Origin of the sequence: Streptomyces sp. CA-142005, assembly GCF_050942335.1 — a bacterium.
Classification (GTDB): Bacteria; Actinomycetota; Actinomycetes; order Streptomycetales; family Streptomycetaceae; genus Streptomyces.
In genome coordinates, this window is the sequence record NZ_CP192078.1 from 5487277 (window position 1) to 5504508 (window position 17232).

Below are 17232 nucleotides of genomic sequence, written 5' to 3' on the forward strand. Positions count from 1 at the left end.
CTTCGGCCCGGCGGATGTGGCCGCTGTACGCGGCCGGGTTCACCACGGCCTTCGGGGCGCACGGCATCGCCGCCAACCTCGGCGGTCACGCCCGGGGCGCGGTCACCTCCGTGCTGGTGCTGGGCGGGCTGCTCGCCCTGTACGACGGCGCCGAGGTGCTCCTCAAGCCGGTGTTCGGCACCCTCGCCGACCGGATCGGCGCCCGCCCGGTGCTGCTCGGCGGGCTGGCCGCCTTCGCCGCGGCGTCCGCGCTGTACGTCGTCGCGGACGACCCCGGCCGGCTCTGGGCCGCCCGGCTCGGGCAGGGAGCCGCGGCCTCCGCCTTCTCCCCGTCCGCCTCCGCACTGGTCGCCCGGCTCAACCCGGCGGCGAAACACGGGCGGGCCTTCGGCAGCTACGGCTTCTGCAAGTCCGTCGGCTACACCCTCGGTCCGCTCCTCGGCGGCGTCCTGGTGTGGGCCGGGGGCCTGCGGCTGCTGTTCGCCGTCCTGGCGGTGCTGGGCGCCGCGGTCGCCGTCTGGGCCGCGCTCGCCGTGCCCGTCGTACCCCCGCTGCCGAAGGCCCGGCAGACCGTGCTGGACCTGGCCCGCCGGCTCGCCGACCCGGCCTTCCTCGCCCCGACGTCCGCGCTCGCGGCGGCGACCGCCGCGCTGTCGGTCGGGGTCGGTTTCCTGCCGGTCTCCGGCCGGGCCGCCGGGCTGGGCACGGTCGCGACCGGCGCGGCGGTGTCGCTGCTCGCCGGCTGTGCGGCCGTGGTCCAGCCGCGTGCGGGGCGGGCCCTGGACGACGGGCGGCTCACCGCTCGCTCCGGTCTGGCGGCAGGGCTGCTGGTCACCGCCGTGGGCCTGGCCTGCGCCATGCTGCCGGGCCTGCCGGGCATCCTCACCGGAGCCGCCCTCATCGGCATCGGCACGGGTCTCGTCACCCCGCTCGGGTTCGCCGCGCTGGCCTCGTCGACGCCGCCAGAACGGCTGGGGCAGACCATGGGGGCGGCGGAACTCGGGCGTGAACTGGGGGATGCGGGCGGGCCGTTGCTGGTGGCGGCGGTCGCTTCCGGCGCCTCGCTGAACCATGGCTTCGGCGCGCTGGGGGTTCTCGTGGGCCTGGGGGCCCTGGTGGCGTTCCTCCATCGGGGCTGAGGACGGGCACCGCCTGCCGGCGAGGCCTCGGCGCCTGGGCGCCGAGGCCTCGCGGCCGTCAGCCGACGTGCAGGGTGAGGGACGCGGTGTGCAGCTTGCCGCCGGTCTGGAACTGGAGGAACATCCGCCAGTTTCCGGACTGGGCGAACTCGGCGTGGAAGCCCAGCGTCGGCCCGCCGTGGTCGCCGTCGACCTCGGTCTCCGGGTGGAGGTGGGCGAAGGCGAGGTCACCCTGGTGGAAGGCGGTCAGGTGGGCGTAGGTGTCGAGGTACGGCTGGAGGTCGGTGACCGGCTTGCCGTCCTTGGTGACGGTGGCGGTCAGCTGGTGCGCCATGCCCGCCATCGGATCGCCCTTCACCGACACGGTGTAGCCGTCGACGGTGGCGGTGCCGGACGCCTTCGGCAGGGGCGCGGCCATCGCCATGCCGGACACCTTCACGGTGCGGCTGAGCACGAAGCCCTTGCCCTTGCCGGCGCCGCTGTCCGGGGTGAAGGAGGCGTACAGCCGCCAGGTGCCAGGCTGCAGCGCGGCCAGCGGCACGGTCCAGGTGCCGTCCTGGGCCATGGTGGGGTGCAGGTGCTGGAAGCCGGTGAGGTCGGAGCGGATGGCGTAGAAGTGCATCCGCTTGGTCTGGTCGACGGCGAAGCCGGTGACCGGCTTGCCGTCCGGTCCGGTGATGGCGAAGCGGTACGCGATCGCCTTGCCGGCGGGGACGGTGGCGGCCGAGGAGGCCATCTTGTAGCCGTCCTTGGCGGCGGCCAGACCGTTGCCGGCGGACACGGGCTCCATGCCGGGCATGGACGCCATGTCGTCGCCCGGGGCCGAGGCCGAGGCCGAGGCGGAGACGGAGGCGGAGGTGGACGGCGTGGCGCTGTGGTCCATGCCGGACATGCCGGAGTCGGAGCCGGAGTCGGAGCCGCAGGCGGCGAGGGTCAGGGTGAGCGCCGCGGTGGCAGCGGCCGCCGCGAGGGCGCGACGGGAGGTGCGGAAACGCTGGGACATGGCTGTGTCTTTCCAGGTGGGCGCCGTGAGGCGGCGCGGCTGAACGTGGGGGAGCCGTGCGGGACCGCGGCGACGAGCCGGATCCCGGAGGTCTCGTCACGTCCGGGCGACGCACACCTGGAGCAGGAGTCGGCGCCCGCCGGCCGGTGGACCCCGGCGCCGGGTGCCGTCGGAACCCGGCCGGGTCCACGGCAGCAGGACGGCGGCCGGGAACACGAGCCCGATCGCGGCGAGCGGTGGCGCCGGGATCCCGGACCGGGGCGTCGTGGCCAGGCACAACGCGCCCCGCATGGCCTCGTCCGCGCGGGGGGTGGCCTTGGCGGCCGCGGCCGCCGGATGGCCGGTGGAGTGCGCGGCGGGTATCGCGGGTGCCGAGCGCATCTCGTCCGCGTGTGCGGCGACCTTGCCGCCCGTCGCCTCGACATGGCCGGCGGGGTGCGCGGCCATCGGCGCGTCTGCCGAGCTCATGACGGCGGCGTCGGTGGTCGGCATGGCCCCGTGGCAGCCGCCGGCGGCCGCTGCCGGGCCGCCGTGCATCAGGAACAGCCCGAGCAGGACGGCGACCAGAACGGAGGCCCGCACCGACTGACGGATGCGGGCCCCGGCCGTGCCGGCGGCGGGCTGCGCGAGAATCACGGCTCCACCTTACGGGGACGTACGAGCGGGCACGCGGGCAGCGGTCCGAACGGGGGAGGACGGGCCGGAGCGGTGGCTCGGCGCTGTTCAGTGGCCGTGCCCGGCGTGGTCTGAGGGCACCGGGGTGGCCGTTCCGGCGGCTTCCGGCCGCTGGGAGGGCCCGGCGGCCCGGACGGTGAACGCGGCGGTGTGGACCGCGCCGCCGTGCTTGAAGTCGAGGAACAGCCGGTAGGTGCCCGCGCTGGGCGCCGTGGCGGTGAACGGGATGTCCGGCCCCGCCTCGGTCGTGCCGTCGCCCACCTCGCCGCCCGGGTGTACGTGGAGGTACGCCAGGTCGCCCGCGCGCAGGGCCACCAGATGGCCGTAGGCCCCGAGGTAGGGCTGGAGGTCGCGCACCGGCCTGCCGTTCCTGCGCACGGTCAGCGTCAGCTCGCTGGCCTTGGCGGGTTCCAGACGGCCGCGGAGGGTCACCTCGTATCCGTCGACCTCCGCCGTGGTGCCGGGGGCGGGGAGCGCGGCGGGCTCGTACGACCCCGACGCGGTGAGGTCGGTGCCGAGGGTGAGCCCTTCGCCGCCGCGGGGCGTGAAGTCGGCGAAGACCCGGTAGGCACCGGCCTTGGGCAGCGTGACGGGTGCCGACCAGGTGCCGTCGGCCGCGCGGGTCGGGTGCAGATGCCGGTAGAGGGTCAGGTCGCGCGAGGCGATGATCAGGTGCAGTTCCTTGGTGTGCTCCCGCTGGTAGGCGGTGAGCGGGCGTCCGGTCGCGTCCTGTACGACCGTGAACCGCAGGTCGGTCGCCCTGCCCGCCGCGACGGCCGGGGTCTTCAGGGCGAGGGTGTAGCCCCGCTCGGACGTCTGGAGTCCTCCGGGGAGTGCCATGGACGGGTCGCCTGCGCCGTGGTGTCCGCCGTGACCGTCCCCGTCGTGCCCGCCGTGCGTCTCGTGTGCCGCGCGGTCGGGAGCGGGTGAGATCGCGCCGACGCCGCTGCCCACGCCGTAGGCGGTGCCGAAGGTGGCGGCGAGCGCGGCGGCAAAGACGGTGATCTTCAGTCCGGTGTTCATGGCCCCTCCTCGTCCGTTGGCCGCCCGGGTGGGCTGCTCGATGCACTTCAAAATACCCCTAGGGGGTATGAAGCAAGCCGAGGATTCCCTTGCGCCGGATACGGGTGGGGGGTATACATGGAGCCGCTGAAGGATACCCCCATCGGGTATCCGGCCAGGTGTCCGAGATCGATATCGCGACCGATACGAGGAGAAGCCCATGTCCGGCTGCTGCACGCCCGAGGGAACCTGCCACACCGCCGCCCAGACCAAGACCGTCTACAAGGTGGACGGCGTCGGCAGCGCCCACTGCCAGGGCGTCGTCACCAAGGCCGTGGGCGCGTTGGACGACGTCATAGACGTGGAGGTCGAGATCGGCACGGGACTCGTCACCGTGACCACCGCCGCCGCCCCCGACGAGGCGTTCGACGCGCTGCTCGCCGAGACCGTGGACGAGGCCGGCTACGACTACGCCGGCCGCGTCGACGCCTGACCGGCCGCCACCGGGCGGGGGCCGCCACCGGAACCGGCCCCCGCCCTCGCCCCCCCGCCCCGCGAACTCACACCCGCCGCGTCCACGAGCTGCGAGGAGCAGAGAATGACCACCACCACACCCGGTGCCGCCGAGGTCGAACTCGCGATCGGCGGCATGACCTGCGCCTCCTGCGCCGCCCGCATCGAGAAGAAGCTCAACCGCATGGACGGCGTCGAGGCCACCGTCAACTACGCCACCGAGAAGGCCAAGGTCACCTTCCGCGAGGACATCGCGGTCGCCGACCTGATCGCCACCGTCGAGGCCACCGGTTACACCGCACGCGAGCCCGAACCCGTCCGCACCGAGCCGGAGCCGGGCGGCGGCCCCGCGGCGCGGGAGGCCGACGAGCTGCGGCCGCTGCGGCAGCGGCTGACCACCGCGGTGGTGCTCGCCGTGCCGGTGATCGCGATGGCGATGGTCCCGGCGCTGCAGTTCGAGTACTGGCAGTGGCTGTCGCTGACGCTGGCGGCGCCCGTGGTGACGTATGCCGCCTGGCCCTTCCACCGGGCCGCCTGGACCAATGCCCGGCACGGCGCCGCGACCATGGACACGCTGATCTCGGTCGGTACGTCGGCCGCGTTCCTGTGGTCGCTGTGGGCCCTGTTCTTCGGCACGGCCGGCATGCCCGGCATGCGGCACCCCTTCGAGCTGACCATCGCCCGCAGTGACGGCGCCGGGAACATCTACCTGGAGGCCGCGGCCGGCGTGACCGCGTTCATCCTGGCCGGCCGGTACTTCGAGGCCCGCTCCAAGCGCAAGGCGGGCGCGGCGCTCAGGGCCCTGCTGGAGCTGGGCGCCAAGGAGGTCACGGTACTGCGCGGCGGGAGCGAAGTACTCGTGCCCGTCGCCGAGTTGAAGGCCGGAGACCGCTTCCTCGTCCGCCCCGGGGAGAAGATCGCCACCGACGGTACGGTCGTCGAGGGCTCGTCCGCCGTGGACGCCTCGATGCTCACCGGAGAGTCCGTGCCGGTCGAGGTGGGGGTCGGGGACACCGTCACCGGGGCGACCCTGAACGCGGGCGGACGGCTGGTCGTGGAGGCCACCCGGGTCGGCGCGGACACCCAACTCGCGCGGATGGCCCGGCTGGTGGAGGACGCGCAGAACGGCAAGGCGGCGGCCCAGCGGCTCGCCGACCGGATCTCCGGCGTCTTCGTCCCCGTCGTCATCGGCCTGGCCCTCGCCACCCTCGGCTTCTGGCTCGGCAACGGGGCGGGCCTGACCGCGGCCTTCACCGCCGCCGTCGCCGTACTGATCATCGCCTGCCCCTGCGCCCTGGGCCTGGCCACGCCGACCGCGCTGATGGTCGGCACCGGGCGCGGTGCCCAGCTCGGCATCCTCATCAAGGGTCCGGAGGTGCTGGAGAGCACCCGCAAGGCCGACACCATCGTCCTGGACAAGACCGGCACCGTCACCACCGGCCGGATGACCCTGCTGGCCGTGCACACGGCGGACGGCACGGCCGAGACCGACGTCCTGCGCCTGGCGGGCGCCCTGGAGCAGCCCTCCGAGCACCCGATCGCCCAGGCCGTCGCCGCCGGTGCCGCCGCCCGCGTCGGCACCCTGCCCACCCCGGAGGACTTCGCCAACGTGCCCGGCCTCGGCGTGCAGGGCGTCGTCGACGGACACGCCGTCCTGGTCGGCCGCGAGCAGCTGCTCGCGGACTGGGCCATGACCCTGCCGCAGCACCTCCGGCGCGCGAAGGCGGAGGCCGAGGCGGCCGGCCGTACGGCCATCACGGTGGCCTGGGACGGCGAGGCCCGCGCGGTCCTGGAGGTCGCGGACGCGGTGAAGGAGACCAGCCCCGAGGCGATCCGCCGCCTGCGCGCCCTGGGCCTGACCCCGATCCTCCTCACCGGCGACAACCAGGCCGTCGCCGAGGCGGTGGCCGCCGAGGTGGGCATCGACCCCGAGCACGTGATCGCCGAGGTGCTGCCGCAGGACAAGGTGGACGTGGTCAAGCGCCTTCAGGGCGAGGGCCGTTCGGTGGCCATGGTCGGCGACGGCGTCAACGACGCGGCCGCACTGGCCCAGGCCGACCTGGGCCTGGCCATGGGCACCGGCACCGACGCCGCGATCGAGGCCGGCGATCTGACCCTGGTCCGCGGCGACCTGCGGGTCGCGGCCGACGCCATCCGGCTCGCCCGCAAGACCCTCGGCACCATCCGCTCCAACCTGTTCTGGGCCTTCGCCTACAACATCGCCGCCCTCCCGCTCGCCGCGGCCGGCCTCCTCAACCCGGTGATCGCGGGCGCGGCCATGGCCTTCTCCTCGGTCTTCGTCGTCGGCAACAGCCTGCGCCTGCGCCGCTTCCGCGCGACCGGCCAGTGAGCGATCGGCCGGCCCCCACGTATCCGCAGCGGATGCGCACGCCGCCCGGCCAGGGAGGTCGTGAGGCGCCGGCCCACACGGAAGGGGCCCCGGACCGACCGGTCCGGGGCCCCTTCGCGCTGTCGACGGTGTTACGGCGTCCGGGTCTTCCAGATGCCGCGGCCGTGCGTGGCCACGTACACCTGGCTGCCGTCCGGGCTCGGCGAGAGGTAGACCGCCGGCGCGGTGGGCAAGTTCGTGCCCAGGCTCGCCCAGTGGCCCGCCGAGGTGCTGGTGAACACGCCCAGGTCGGTGGCGACCACCAGGGTGCCGCTCTTGGTGATCAGCGCCGCGTTGGCCGGGGCGTCCGGGAAGGAGTCCGAGGCGGCGGGGTCACCGCTGACGTCCGTCCAGGTCGTGCCGCCGTCGGTGGTCTTCCAGACGTGGCCGTAGCCGGCGCCGGGACCCTCGTTCCAGTGCCGCGAGAAGCCGTTGACCACCGCGTAGACCGTCTTGCCGGAGGCGTCGGACGGGGCGATGGCCAGAGAGGAGATGTAGCGGTTGGGGAAGGCGGCGGGCAGGCTCACCTGGTGCCAGGCGCCGCCGTAGTTGGTGGCGATGCCCCGCCCGAAGGTGCCGTCGACCTTGGAGCACGGTCCGCACCAGGCCGCCCACGTCACGTGGTTGCGGCTGGCGACCGCCGAGGCGGAGTGGCCGGCGCCCAGGTCGTACAGCTTGGTCCAGTCGGCGCCGGAGGTGCTGCTCCAGGTCTTGGTGTTGCCCCAGACGTACTGGCCGCCCGCGACCCACAGGCCGTTCGGGTCGGTCTCGTCCGCGCTGAACGGGGCGATGAAGCGGGCTCCCGGGTCGCCGGGCGCGATGTCCGTGATCACGTCCTCGGCGCCGTCGTCGCTCGCGGTGTAGCCGCAGTTGTTCGTGATCTGCAGCGCCAGGTCGACGTACTCGCCGACGGTCTGGCAGCCGTTGTCCGGGTTGACCAGCTGGTCGCCGCCGTCACCGCCGAACGGGGAGACCATCTCGCCGTTCGGGTTGAGCTGCTGCCCCTGGTAGGTGGCGCCCTTGGGGGCGAGCAGCGAGACGCCGTTGTCCTGCAGGCCGCCCCAGACGGCGTCGCCGCTGCCGTCGGTCATCTTCCCCGCGCGCACCGAGTAGTACTGCAGGTCGCGCAGGGTGCCGGACTCGTTGAGGTTGCGCCAGCCGGCGGTGGTCTGCGTGGTCGGACGGGCGTAGGCGCCGCCGTCGTTGCCGACGAACACCTCCGGCGTGCTGCCCTTCCACTGCGAGAAGGCGAGGGCGTGCTGGTCGGAGTGCATCACGTCGCCGTCGCAGGAGTTCTCCGCCGGGTCGTACGAGTAGCACTTCATGCCGAAGTTCCAGTACCGGCCGACCGCCTTCCAGGTGGCGCCGCCGTCGCGGGACTCGAACATCTCCTCGAGGCCCAGGTAGACGTGGTTCGGGTCGTTCGGGTCGACCGCGATGACCTGGTCGTACCAGGCCTGGGAGCCGGGCTGGTAGCCGCTGCCGATCTCGTTGACCTTCATCGCGGAACCGCTCGCCGACAGCGACGAGGGGGTCGCGATCTGCTTGAACGAGCCGTCGGCGTTGCCGCTCTGGCTTACGTACACGCCCGCGAGGACCGAGTACACGCCGGAACCGGACGCCTTGTTGAGGAGCTTGGGGGACTCCATCGAGACGTACAGCCTGCTGCCGTCGGCCGCGTACGCGAAGGCGGCGTTGCCGATCTCGGCGGGGTTGATGGCGCCGGTCGGGTTGGCGCGCTTCCAGGTGGTGCCGGCGTCCTCGGAGTAGTAGAAGCCGTTGTAGGCGGCGCCGCTGCGCCAGGCCACGTTGGCCAGCAGCTTCCTGCCGTCGCTGCCGGGCTGCACGGCGATGTCGTTGGCGATGTCGGCGTAGTGGCTGTCCACCCCGCAGGCCACGCCGCTGATGCCGATGCCCGCGCAGGGAGCGAGGACCTTGGACCAGGCGGCGTCCTGCCCGGCCGACAGCGGGCGCCGGAAGACGCCGTGCGAGGAGGCCGCGAAGACGTACCCGGCGGCCTTGTCGAAGGTGAGGGTGTGGATGGAGCTGGAGTCCAGCTCGGTGCCGCCCACCTTGTCGCTCTCGCCGAAGGAGCCGGTGACCGGGTCCGCGAGCCGGTAGACGCCGCTGCCCAGGTAGTTGTCGGAGGCGGTGGTCGCCTCGCCGGTGGCCAGCCACAGCGAGCCGTCGGGCGCGACCGCGAGGGCGCCCACGGACAGGGCGGGCAGCCGGTCGGCGATCGGCGTCCAGGTCTTCCCGTCGTCGGTGGACCGGAACACACCGCCGCCCGCGGCACCCGCGTACACGACCCCCTGGTGCGTCGGATCGGTGGCCAGGGCGGCGATGCGTCCGGCCGAATGTCCCGCGCCGCCACCGGAGTTGGAGGCAGACTGGTCGCGGTAGTGCAGGGCGTCCTCGTTGTACGGCGAGGTGGTGACCTCGCTCCAACTGCCGGACGCGACCGGCATGTTCTTGATGTGGGCCCATGCGCCGGCGTAGGCGCCCGGGGCGATCTGCCCGCTGGGCGAGAGCCTCGGCTCGTTGAACGAGTCGATGGACTCCATCAGTTCGTGGGACTCCTCGCCCGCCACGTCATGGCGGCCGGACCCCGAGTCGCTGTCCATTCCGTACGCGGCGACGGGTCCCGTCCCCGCTATCAGGAGCGCGGCGGCGACGACGGCGAACGCCGACCGACCCCCGCCCTCCGTCCCGCGGCGCGATCTGCGCCGTGCGGCATACACACGCATGGACTGTCTCCGGCTTCTTCGGCGTAAGTGGCAGCCGCCCCTACGGCCGCACTTGATCTCCTACTGCCGAGCGCCGGAACCGTACCTCCGCGCCGTGCCTCAACCCCAGAGGTTTACAGCGACTTTACAGCCCAACAAACGTAACGATTGTTAAAAACCGCCTCGTTCGCCCTCTCGCCTCTCGCGAGCGGCAGCACGCGCTCATTACGTGCAGCGCAGCGGCCCGCGTCTCCGTTACCGCCGCGGGCCGGCCCGCCGCACCGGAGCCGACGGGGCAGGCGGCCGGTGCGCCATCAGCGGTCCTGAGCCGCCTGGTCACCCGGATCGTCGTCGCCGCTCGGAGTCAGCCGCACGCAGCATTCCCCCGGCACGGGAGCGAGGACGGCCTGGAGCCCGTTGACCTTGAGACCGCCCAGGTAGCCGGCGAGGAAGGCGTGGTTCATCCGGCACACCAGGTCGGGGGCCTTCGCGGCCAGCGGGTGGAAGGGGCAGTTGCGCAGCCGGAGTTGGGTGGGGGTGTCCCGGACGGGTTCGTAGCCGTACCGGTCCAGCAGCCGCTCGCAGGCGGTCAGCCCGCGCTCGGGGCCCAGGCGGCCCGGGCGGGTCTCCTCCCGCGCGGCCTCGCCCAGCCGCCGGCCGCGGTCACCCTCGTCCTGGTCCTGCTCTCCGCCCTGGGTGTCGGGGGCAGCTGACATGACCGAGCGCCCCCACCGCAGCACGGCCCGCACAGACCCGCGCGCCGAGGAAGAAACGGCACCCGTACGGCCCGCCCTGCGGGTCGTCCACGAATCCGAAGGCATCGACCTGGCCGCCGCCGAGGCCGCGGCCGGCCAGTTCCTCAACGCCCTCAGCATCTCCACCGCCTCCGAGAGCCTGCGCGGCACACCGGGCCGGATGGCCCGCGCGTACGCCGAACTGTTCAGTCCGCGCCCCTTCGACCTCACCACCTTCCCCAACGACGAGGGCTACGACGAACTCGTCCTGGCCCGCCGCATACCGGTCCGGACCGTCTGTGAGCACCACCTGCTGCCGATCGTCGGCACCGCCCACGTCGGCTACCTGCCCGGCGCCCGCATCCTGGGCCTGTCCAAGCTGGCCCGCGTCGTCGAACACTTCGCCTGCCGCCCCCAGGTCCAGGAACGCCTGACCAAACAGGTCGCCGACTGGCTGCAGACACACCTGGAACCCAAGGGCGTCGGCGTGGTCATCGAGGCCGAACACGCCTGCATGACCCTGCGCGGCGTCCAGGCCACCGGCTCCAGCACCATGACCTCCACCCTGCTCGGCCTGCTGCGCTCCGACGCCCGAACCCGCAGCGAGTTCCTCGGCCTGACCGGAGCGACCTCATGACCGACGTGGCCGGGAGCCGCCCGAGGCGCGGGCCGGCGGGAGGGCGACGGCAGAAGATCCTCCTCCGAACTCGGCGTGACACTCGGCCCGGTCGAAGCACTCCGTGCGTGTGCGCTCGTTCCGAAAGCCGCCTCTCACCGTTGGTGATTCAGATCCTGGCGGACCGCCCGGGTGCGACCGGCGTCGTCACCGCGACGCGCAATGCGCCAGTGGTCGACGGGGCGACCTGGGCCACGCTCTCGTCCTCGACGTTACGTGCGATGAGTGCGGGAACGCCGGCTTCTGCCAGGACTTGACGCACGGTCCAGCCCGCACTCTCGAAGTAGGTCCGCCCGCGTGCCATCGCTTGAGCCGTCTCCTCCTCCGAGAGCGGCTGCGTCGACCAGGCATGGTGGACATAGGCGCCCTCGGCGTCCTGGTAGGCGCTGATTCCGTCTCCCCCCTGGCCTGGGGCGTGTCGTACGTGGAGTGCGTCGTAGATCCGGCTGGAGTGGGCGAGAGCCAGATGCTCGGCGTGTTCGTCGACCTGCGTGCGCTGGAAGGCTGTGGAGTCGGCCGTGGACTGATCACTGGCATTGCGCGAGAAGCACGGTGAGGTCACACCGATGGAGGCGAGCCCTTCGCCTGTGGTTCGGTTCACCACGCCGGTGATGGCGTCCATCCAGAAGTCATCGGGTTCGGTGCGCATGTTCACGTGGGGGAACGGTTTGGACCAGTCCGCATCCGACGACTGGAACTTGTAGCCCAGTTTCACCCAGGCGTCCCTGGCCTGCCGCACCAGCGTCTTGGCTTTGCTGCCCGGCACCCCAGTCAGCTTGTACGCGATACTGACCTGCAACCGGTCATCAGGACCGCCGTCGTCCCTGGCAATACAGGCCCCCACGGGCGCGGGGCCGATACGCTCGAGTTTCGGTTTCGGTGACATACCGTCCACCGCCTGGTGAATGATTTCCTCTGCGCGCTTGGTTGCCTGCTGCTCGTTCATCGCGACATGCTTCGGCGTTGTGGCGCCGTCTCCTTTCCCACCCCCGTGTGCCCCGCACGCCGTAACAGCAATCAGTGCGGTCAGCAGTGTCCCGATCGACATCAGGTTTCGCAGCTTCACGGGGTTCCTCCGGTTACGATCTCCGCCATATTGTCCAGGGAATCGCCCTCCCAGTATTGGGAGTGAGCGGGCATGCCTTCCAAATGCCAGCCCGGTAGATGTCCGTTGCCAACTTTGAAGGTATGCCCACCAAATTCGTCCGATGTCGGATCGGTCCCATACATGGCTGAGTGGTCGTCGAAGAGGCGCCTGTATGCGTTCGGATTCAGGGGGGCCAACACTCCGGCCTGCGGCGGGGCCATATTCACCAGGTCGTTCTGAGCGGTTGCCGCCCAGACGTGATCTGCGGGAATGTTCAGGTCCTTGGCATGATTGACTCCGGTGCCCGGGCTTCCGACCAGGATCGCGTTGTCCACCGGCAGGTCCGGGTGGTCGCGCATGGTCTCGCCGGCCACGAGGGAGCCGTAACTGTGGCCCAGGAGGGTCGAATTCGCGTGGCCTCCGTGGTGGGCTGTTTCGAGACCAGTCAGAAAGTTGCTCAGCGGCTCGCGGGCGTTGTCGGCCCAACTCGTCTTGTAAGTCGCATCAGGTGCGAGACTCTGCGGGGCGTCGTAGCCGAGCCAAAGGATCGATGCGGTCGAATGTGCAAAGTCCATTCGTGCCGCTTTACCCTGGAGTGCTTCGGTCCTCGAAATGAGACCATCGACACCACTCAGCTTCGACGTGGTTCCCGGCACATACGTCACCACATTATCGGCGGTGTCCGGATTTCCAATGGATACAACCGCATGCCCGATATTCTTGTTGTCGAATCCTAGTAGGTAAGGTCGAGTCCCCTCGTCCCCGGTGAAGTTTTCATAGCGTTTCTGGATCGCGTCCATGCCGTCGATCCGACCCTGCAATTCCTTGCGCTCCGCTTCCCATTTCTGCCATGCGGCTTCGCTTTCAGGGGTCCTGACTTGGACATCCACCTCCTCACCCGTGTTGGGGTTGAGTTGGTGAATGGTCTGAAAGCGGGCGGGTTCCTTGGCCATCCAGGCGTCCAGTTCGACCTGTGCGGTGCCTCGGGTCTCGGCAAGCACGGTTCGGTTCGCCTCATCACGCACGGCGGCGGGAAGGCCGTCCATCCACCCGATCGAGTCAGGGTGGACGGCCACGTAGTCGGCGCGCTGCTCGTCGGTAAGGTGCTCCCACCACTGCGCGTTTTGCTCGGGAGTGCCGTGCTTGGGCGGTTCCTTGATCGAATGCAGGTAGTCCTCGGCTCCCTGGAGAACGCCTGCGGTGTCCTTCTTGACGTCGACCCAGTCCCGGTCGGAGACGGTCAGGTCGTCGTCGGCCTTCAGCGCCCGCAGCTTCGGCGCCCACTTCTCGTCGGCCGCCGTGGCTTCCTTGAGCGCGTCGGCGATGCGGTCGGCGTACTCCTGTGCGTATCGGGCGTTGGGGTTGGGGTTGAATCTGGCCGCTTGGCGGCCGATCGCCTCCGCGGCCGGGTCCCCGATCAGGGCGGTCATGGTGCCGCCTTCCGGGATTCTGCCGTCGGTCTTCTCGCCGGCCGAAGGGTAGGTGACCGAGCCGTCGGAGTTCACGGTGAAGTTCTTGGCGTGCGCGTCCTCGACCGCAGCGTCCAACTTCCTTTTGGCCGCCTCCATGTCATACGCGAATCCGTCAAGCGCCGTGCTGATCACGCCGCATTCGACCTGCGTGTAGTGGAAGTTCTTGGCCAACTCCTGTAACTGGCCGTCAGCCGCAGTCGCGGCCTCCCCCTCGTTGGCAGACTTCATGGCAACGAGGATCTGCAGGTCGATGCGGTCCTTGGCCGCGCTGGCCATGCCGCTCACCGCACGGAACCCGTTCGCCGCATCTGAGTACTCGGACGGCTTCAGGGCCTTCAGCGTCGTGTAGTCCATGAGATCCGATCACCGGCCCTTTGGCTGACCGCCGACCGCGGGCGTGTCCTTGTACTCCGTCTTCAGCTTCGCGATCTCGGCGCTGATGGCTTCGTCCGTCCTGAGTTGGTCGTCGCCCACCTTCTCCAGCAGACCGGACAGCTTCTCGCAGCGTCCGCTCACGTTCCCGACGTAACGCTCCCAGGATGTGTGGACCTCTCGCTGGGCAGCGGCGGTCAGGCACCCGGAGTCCTTGCCGAGGCCCTTCTGAGCGTCCTCCAGTTTCGCCAGCGCCTTGCTGATGTTGTCCCGCAGGCCGCCGACGTCGGCACCTGCCTTGGACCACGCGGCCTTGTCGGACCTGAGTTTGCCGGGCACGGCGCCTCCCCCACCCACGGGGTCAGCCAAGTGGTCGATCTGCATCCGACCGGTGCTCCGTTCTGCCGCGTCGGCTTTGAGCTGCTCCCACTCGTCCCACGCCATGCGTGGCCCCTTCCCGTTTCTCGTCGTACGTGACCGAGATGCTGTGAACGCGCGATCGCAACGCTGTGGTGGTCGAGAAGCACGGTAGCGACGCCGCACGTCGTGCCCCATCCGCATCGGCCACCAGCCTGTCTGAGTACGCGTACTCAAACGGCACCCGGTCCTCGATCGGACGGGGGGAGGCTGTTCGGTGGAACCGGGGGTGCGTACGGTGGGGGCGTGGACCCCGGGGCCGCGTAGTGCGATTGGCCGGGTGCTGGGAGGGGCGTAGGGAGCGGTGCTGTGGTCGACCGACGCCTGTGGGCGAGGGCGGTAACCGTGATCGCGGCTCCGAGGAGTACGACAGCTCCGACGCCCAGCGCGATCCAGAGGGTGTCGGCATCGGATGAGGCGGATGCCACAGCTGAGTTGTCGTTCCTTGCCGGCGCGGCGGCGCTTGCGGTCTGGGACGCCTTCGGAGACGTGGGCTTCGATGCCACATCCTTGAGGTCCGGGAGTGGATACACGTTGGCGGGGCCCGGGTCGCCGGGGTTTTGGAGGGCGATTCGTGGACGGACGATGCCGTAGCCGATGGAGTCGTTGCGCTTGGCGCCGTCCGTGGGAGCGCCGATGGTATTGAGCATGACGCGGAGGACCTGGTTGTTGGTCCAGTCAGGGTGTTTGGACCAGATCAGGGCGGCGCTGGCGGAGGCGACAGCAGTGGCGTCGCTGGTGCCATCGGTCTTGCAGAAACCCGTTGTGCTGGTGCAGGCGGCGACCATGTCATCGCCAGGAGCGGACATGTCCACCTGAGGACCGTACTGGGACCATGAGGTACGCCGGAGGTCCTTACCCACCGCGGCCACGCCGACGACACCGGGCGTCGCTGCGGGGTACTCGACCGGATTTCCCTTGTCGCCGCTGTTGCCGACGCCCGCGAAGATCAACGTGCCTTTCCCCAAGGCGTACTTGACCGCGGCGGTTACGTCGGGCGAGCCCCCCTCGGCTGCCATCGAGATGTTGATGACCTGTGCACCCACGTCTGCGGCGGAGCGGATCGCCTTCGGGAGCACCTGGTTGAACTGCTCGATGGACGCTGCTTCGTTGGCCGCTGTTGTGGATTTCGGCATACGTACCGGAAGGATCTTGGCCCCCGGCGCGAGCCCGAACGTGCCGTCTCCGCCGTCAGCCGCCCCGGTCCCGGCGATGAGACCAGCCATGCCCGTTCCGTGACCGTCGTAGTCGGTGTGCTCGTCTCCAGGCTGGCCTTCGGCGAAGTCCTTCCCGCGCAGGACGCGCCCCTTCAGGTCAGCGTTGTCCGCGTCCACTCCGGTGTCGATCACGGCAACCGTGATGCCTTTGCCGGTGCTCGTGCGCCACATGTCCTCCGCCTTCATGGCGTCGAGGAACCACTGGTGCGCGCGCATCCCTTCGGCATGTGCCGGCTGGCCCGCAGCGCCTACTAGGAGGAGGCCCAGTACGGCTGATGCTGCGGCCTTGCAGCGCCCCAGTCGGGTCCTCTGGAAGAGCATGGGCTTTCCTTCGCTGTTCGCGGACGATCATTCGGCGGGCGGACGAGCGGAACGGCGGTCGTCCGCCCGATTCCGCTGCTCCTTTGCCTGGCGGCCGCCAGGGGTGGCCGCGGGGCTGGGCAGTCGGTCAGAAGGTGCTGAAGACGTCTCGCGCGACGTCGCACTGGCGCTGCTGTTGCCTGACCGCTTGGAGGTGGGCGCACCACCAGTGATGCCCCTTCGCACAGGAACTCCCGAGTTCAGGGAGCCATTGGCGTTTCCCACGGCTGGCGGGCGACCCGTGCGAGACGAGTACTGCGTGGTGCCACCGACGACTCCTCTGTTGGGAGACGCGGTGCGACCACCAGGGATCCCGGCCGCGCGACCAACTGGCTGGGGCGCAGGGCCACCGCTGCCTGTCGTAGGACAACCCACTGGGCCGCGGGCAGCCGCAGTCGGGCCCTCCGTACCCACCACTGTTCCCCGAGGGACGGCCCCTGTCGACCGAGCCGTAGGAAGCACGGTCGGCCGGCCCCCGACAATGCCGTTGCCGTCGCCGCTCGGCACTCGTCCGGGATTCGGCGTCACGACTTCCTCGCCTGGCGCCAGGGGCGTCCGTCCGGGAATCGCCCGTCGCCCCGGCCTTGCCGGACCGGATGGCGTTCCTCCTCGTTGCAGAGGACCAGTTACGTCTCTACCCGGCGTCACCGAGCCGGGTACCGGCCTGACCGGCCCCACCGGACCCGCAGATCTTCTGCTGCTGCTCCCGAACGCAGGGGGAATGATCGCAGGCTGCGCTGGAGCCGGGGCGTCGGCCCGACCGACGTCAGGGAGACCATTAGCCGGGACCACCGGCGTGTGCGACGCATGGGGCAGCGTGCCCACGGAGTCGATGCCCATCCGGAAAGGTGGCTCGGTCTCGCTCAGCCGAGGATGCTGCGACAAGCTCGCGTGATCGTGCGAGGTCGCCGACCGCGATACGGAGCCGGAGTTCGAGTGCGTTGCCGGTCCCTGGTCGGCTGCATACGAGGACAGACCAGTCGCCGCGGGAACATGAGCGAAGCCGTTTCTCGCCGGGCCGACGACGCTGCTGTCCCGGCCCACGGTGAGGGATCCTGACGGCGGCACGATCGCTTTCGGCGGCGGCGGAAACTCCGGCCGTTCCAGCCTGTTCATCTGCGTGGCCGACCATGCGTAGGTCTGCCCCAGCTTCCGCATCTGCGCCGCCGCCTCCAGGCGGACCTTCTCCTGGTGTGCCGTCAGCGCAGCAAGCTCGCTCTTGGACTTGGCGCTGACCGCGGTCGCGTCCGGGTCGTTGTGCGCCGCGTTCGCAGCGTCCAGATTCGCCTGGGTGCCCTTGGTATCACGCGGAATGGATGCCTGCGCCTGCTTGATCGCCGCGGAAGTCTCCCTCAGCCACTTTCCAGCGCCTTCGCAGAAGTCACCAAGCCGCAGAGTGGAGTTGGCCATGTCGGCAGACCAGGTGCGGAACGCGTGGGCGCCCTCGCCC

The 17232-nt window shown here is 70.7% G+C and carries 13 protein-coding genes; 4 read left to right on the forward strand and 9 right to left on the reverse strand.

Annotated elements, in window-relative coordinates; genetic code table 11:
- Window positions 1–14: 14 nt before the first annotated feature.
- On the forward strand, window positions 15–1139 hold the full coding sequence (locus tag ACQPXS_RS25710; RefSeq protein WP_433455938.1) for an MFS transporter: 1125 nt from the start codon (window positions 15–17) through the stop codon (window positions 1137–1139).
- A 58-nt stretch (window positions 1140–1197) separates the two neighbouring features.
- On the opposite strand, the gene ACQPXS_RS25715 is transcribed toward ACQPXS_RS25710, so the two are convergent.
- From ACQPXS_RS25715 to ACQPXS_RS25725, 3 genes are all read right to left on the reverse strand, one after another.
- Window positions 1198–2142 carry a hypothetical protein gene (locus ACQPXS_RS25715; protein WP_433451621.1) on the reverse strand — a complete coding sequence of 315 codons (945 nt, stop codon included), beginning with the start codon at window positions 2140–2142 and terminating at the stop codon, window positions 1198–1200.
- A gap of 96 nt (window positions 2143–2238) precedes the next feature.
- On the reverse strand, window positions 2239–2778 hold the full coding sequence (locus tag ACQPXS_RS25720; protein WP_433451622.1) for a hypothetical protein: 540 nt from the start codon (window positions 2776–2778) through the stop codon (window positions 2239–2241).
- A gap of 87 nt (window positions 2779–2865) precedes the next feature.
- Window positions 2866–3840, reverse strand: a complete 975-nt coding sequence (locus ACQPXS_RS25725; RefSeq protein WP_433451623.1) for a hypothetical protein — start codon at window positions 3838–3840, stop codon at window positions 2866–2868.
- A gap of 199 nt (window positions 3841–4039) precedes the next feature.
- Here ACQPXS_RS25725 and ACQPXS_RS25730 point away from each other — a divergent pair, with 199 nt between their 5' ends.
- The gene (locus ACQPXS_RS25730) at window positions 4040–4312 is read left to right on the forward strand and encodes a heavy-metal-associated domain-containing protein (RefSeq protein WP_433451624.1); all 273 of its coding nucleotides are present in this window, start codon (window positions 4040–4042) and stop codon (window positions 4310–4312) included.
- Between the two features lie 105 nt (window positions 4313–4417).
- Window positions 4418–6682: a heavy metal translocating P-type ATPase gene (locus tag ACQPXS_RS25735; RefSeq protein WP_433451626.1), complete on the forward strand. Its 2265-nt coding sequence runs from the start codon at window positions 4418–4420 to the stop codon at window positions 6680–6682.
- A gap of 131 nt (window positions 6683–6813) precedes the next feature.
- On the opposite strand, the gene ACQPXS_RS25740 is transcribed toward ACQPXS_RS25735, so the two are convergent.
- Together ACQPXS_RS25740 and ACQPXS_RS25745 are read right to left on the reverse strand one after the other, a co-directional pair.
- Window positions 6814–9468: a WD40/YVTN/BNR-like repeat-containing protein gene (locus ACQPXS_RS25740; RefSeq protein ID WP_433451627.1), complete on the reverse strand. Its 2655-nt coding sequence runs from the start codon at window positions 9466–9468 to the stop codon at window positions 6814–6816.
- 293 nt (window positions 9469–9761) lie between these two features.
- Window positions 9762–10163 (reverse strand): hypothetical protein, encoded by a 402-nt coding sequence (locus ACQPXS_RS25745; protein ID WP_433451629.1) that lies wholly within the window; start codon window positions 10161–10163, stop codon window positions 9762–9764.
- On the opposite strand from ACQPXS_RS25745, the gene folE reads away from it, so the two are divergent.
- The gene (gene folE, locus ACQPXS_RS25750) at window positions 10162–10818 is read left to right on the forward strand and encodes a GTP cyclohydrolase I FolE (protein ID WP_433451631.1); all 657 of its coding nucleotides are present in this window, start codon (window positions 10162–10164) and stop codon (window positions 10816–10818) included. The genes ACQPXS_RS25745 and folE overlap by 2 nt on opposite strands.
- A gap of 148 nt (window positions 10819–10966) precedes the next feature.
- On the opposite strand, the gene ACQPXS_RS25755 is transcribed toward folE, so the two are convergent.
- The 4 genes from ACQPXS_RS25755 to mycP all read right to left on the reverse strand — a co-directional run bounded on the left by ACQPXS_RS25755 (window position 10967) and on the right by mycP (window position 15743).
- Window positions 10967–11803, reverse strand: coding sequence for a hypothetical protein (locus tag ACQPXS_RS25755; RefSeq protein ID WP_433451632.1), 837 nt, complete (start codon window positions 11801–11803; stop codon window positions 10967–10969).
- A 116-nt stretch (window positions 11804–11919) separates the two neighbouring features.
- Complete coding sequence (locus tag ACQPXS_RS25760) at window positions 11920–13770, reverse strand: alpha/beta hydrolase (protein WP_433451633.1); 1851 nt, start codon at window positions 13768–13770, stop codon at window positions 11920–11922.
- Window positions 13771–13779: 9 nt separating this feature from the next.
- A complete protein-coding gene (locus ACQPXS_RS25765) occupies window positions 13780–14232 on the reverse strand; it encodes a hypothetical protein (protein ID WP_433451634.1) in 453 nt (150 codons plus the stop codon).
- A gap of 146 nt (window positions 14233–14378) precedes the next feature.
- A complete protein-coding gene (gene mycP / locus ACQPXS_RS25770) occupies window positions 14379–15743 on the reverse strand; it encodes a type VII secretion-associated serine protease mycosin (RefSeq protein ID WP_433451636.1) in 1365 nt (454 codons plus the stop codon).
- Window positions 15744–17232 lie beyond the last annotated feature (1489 nt).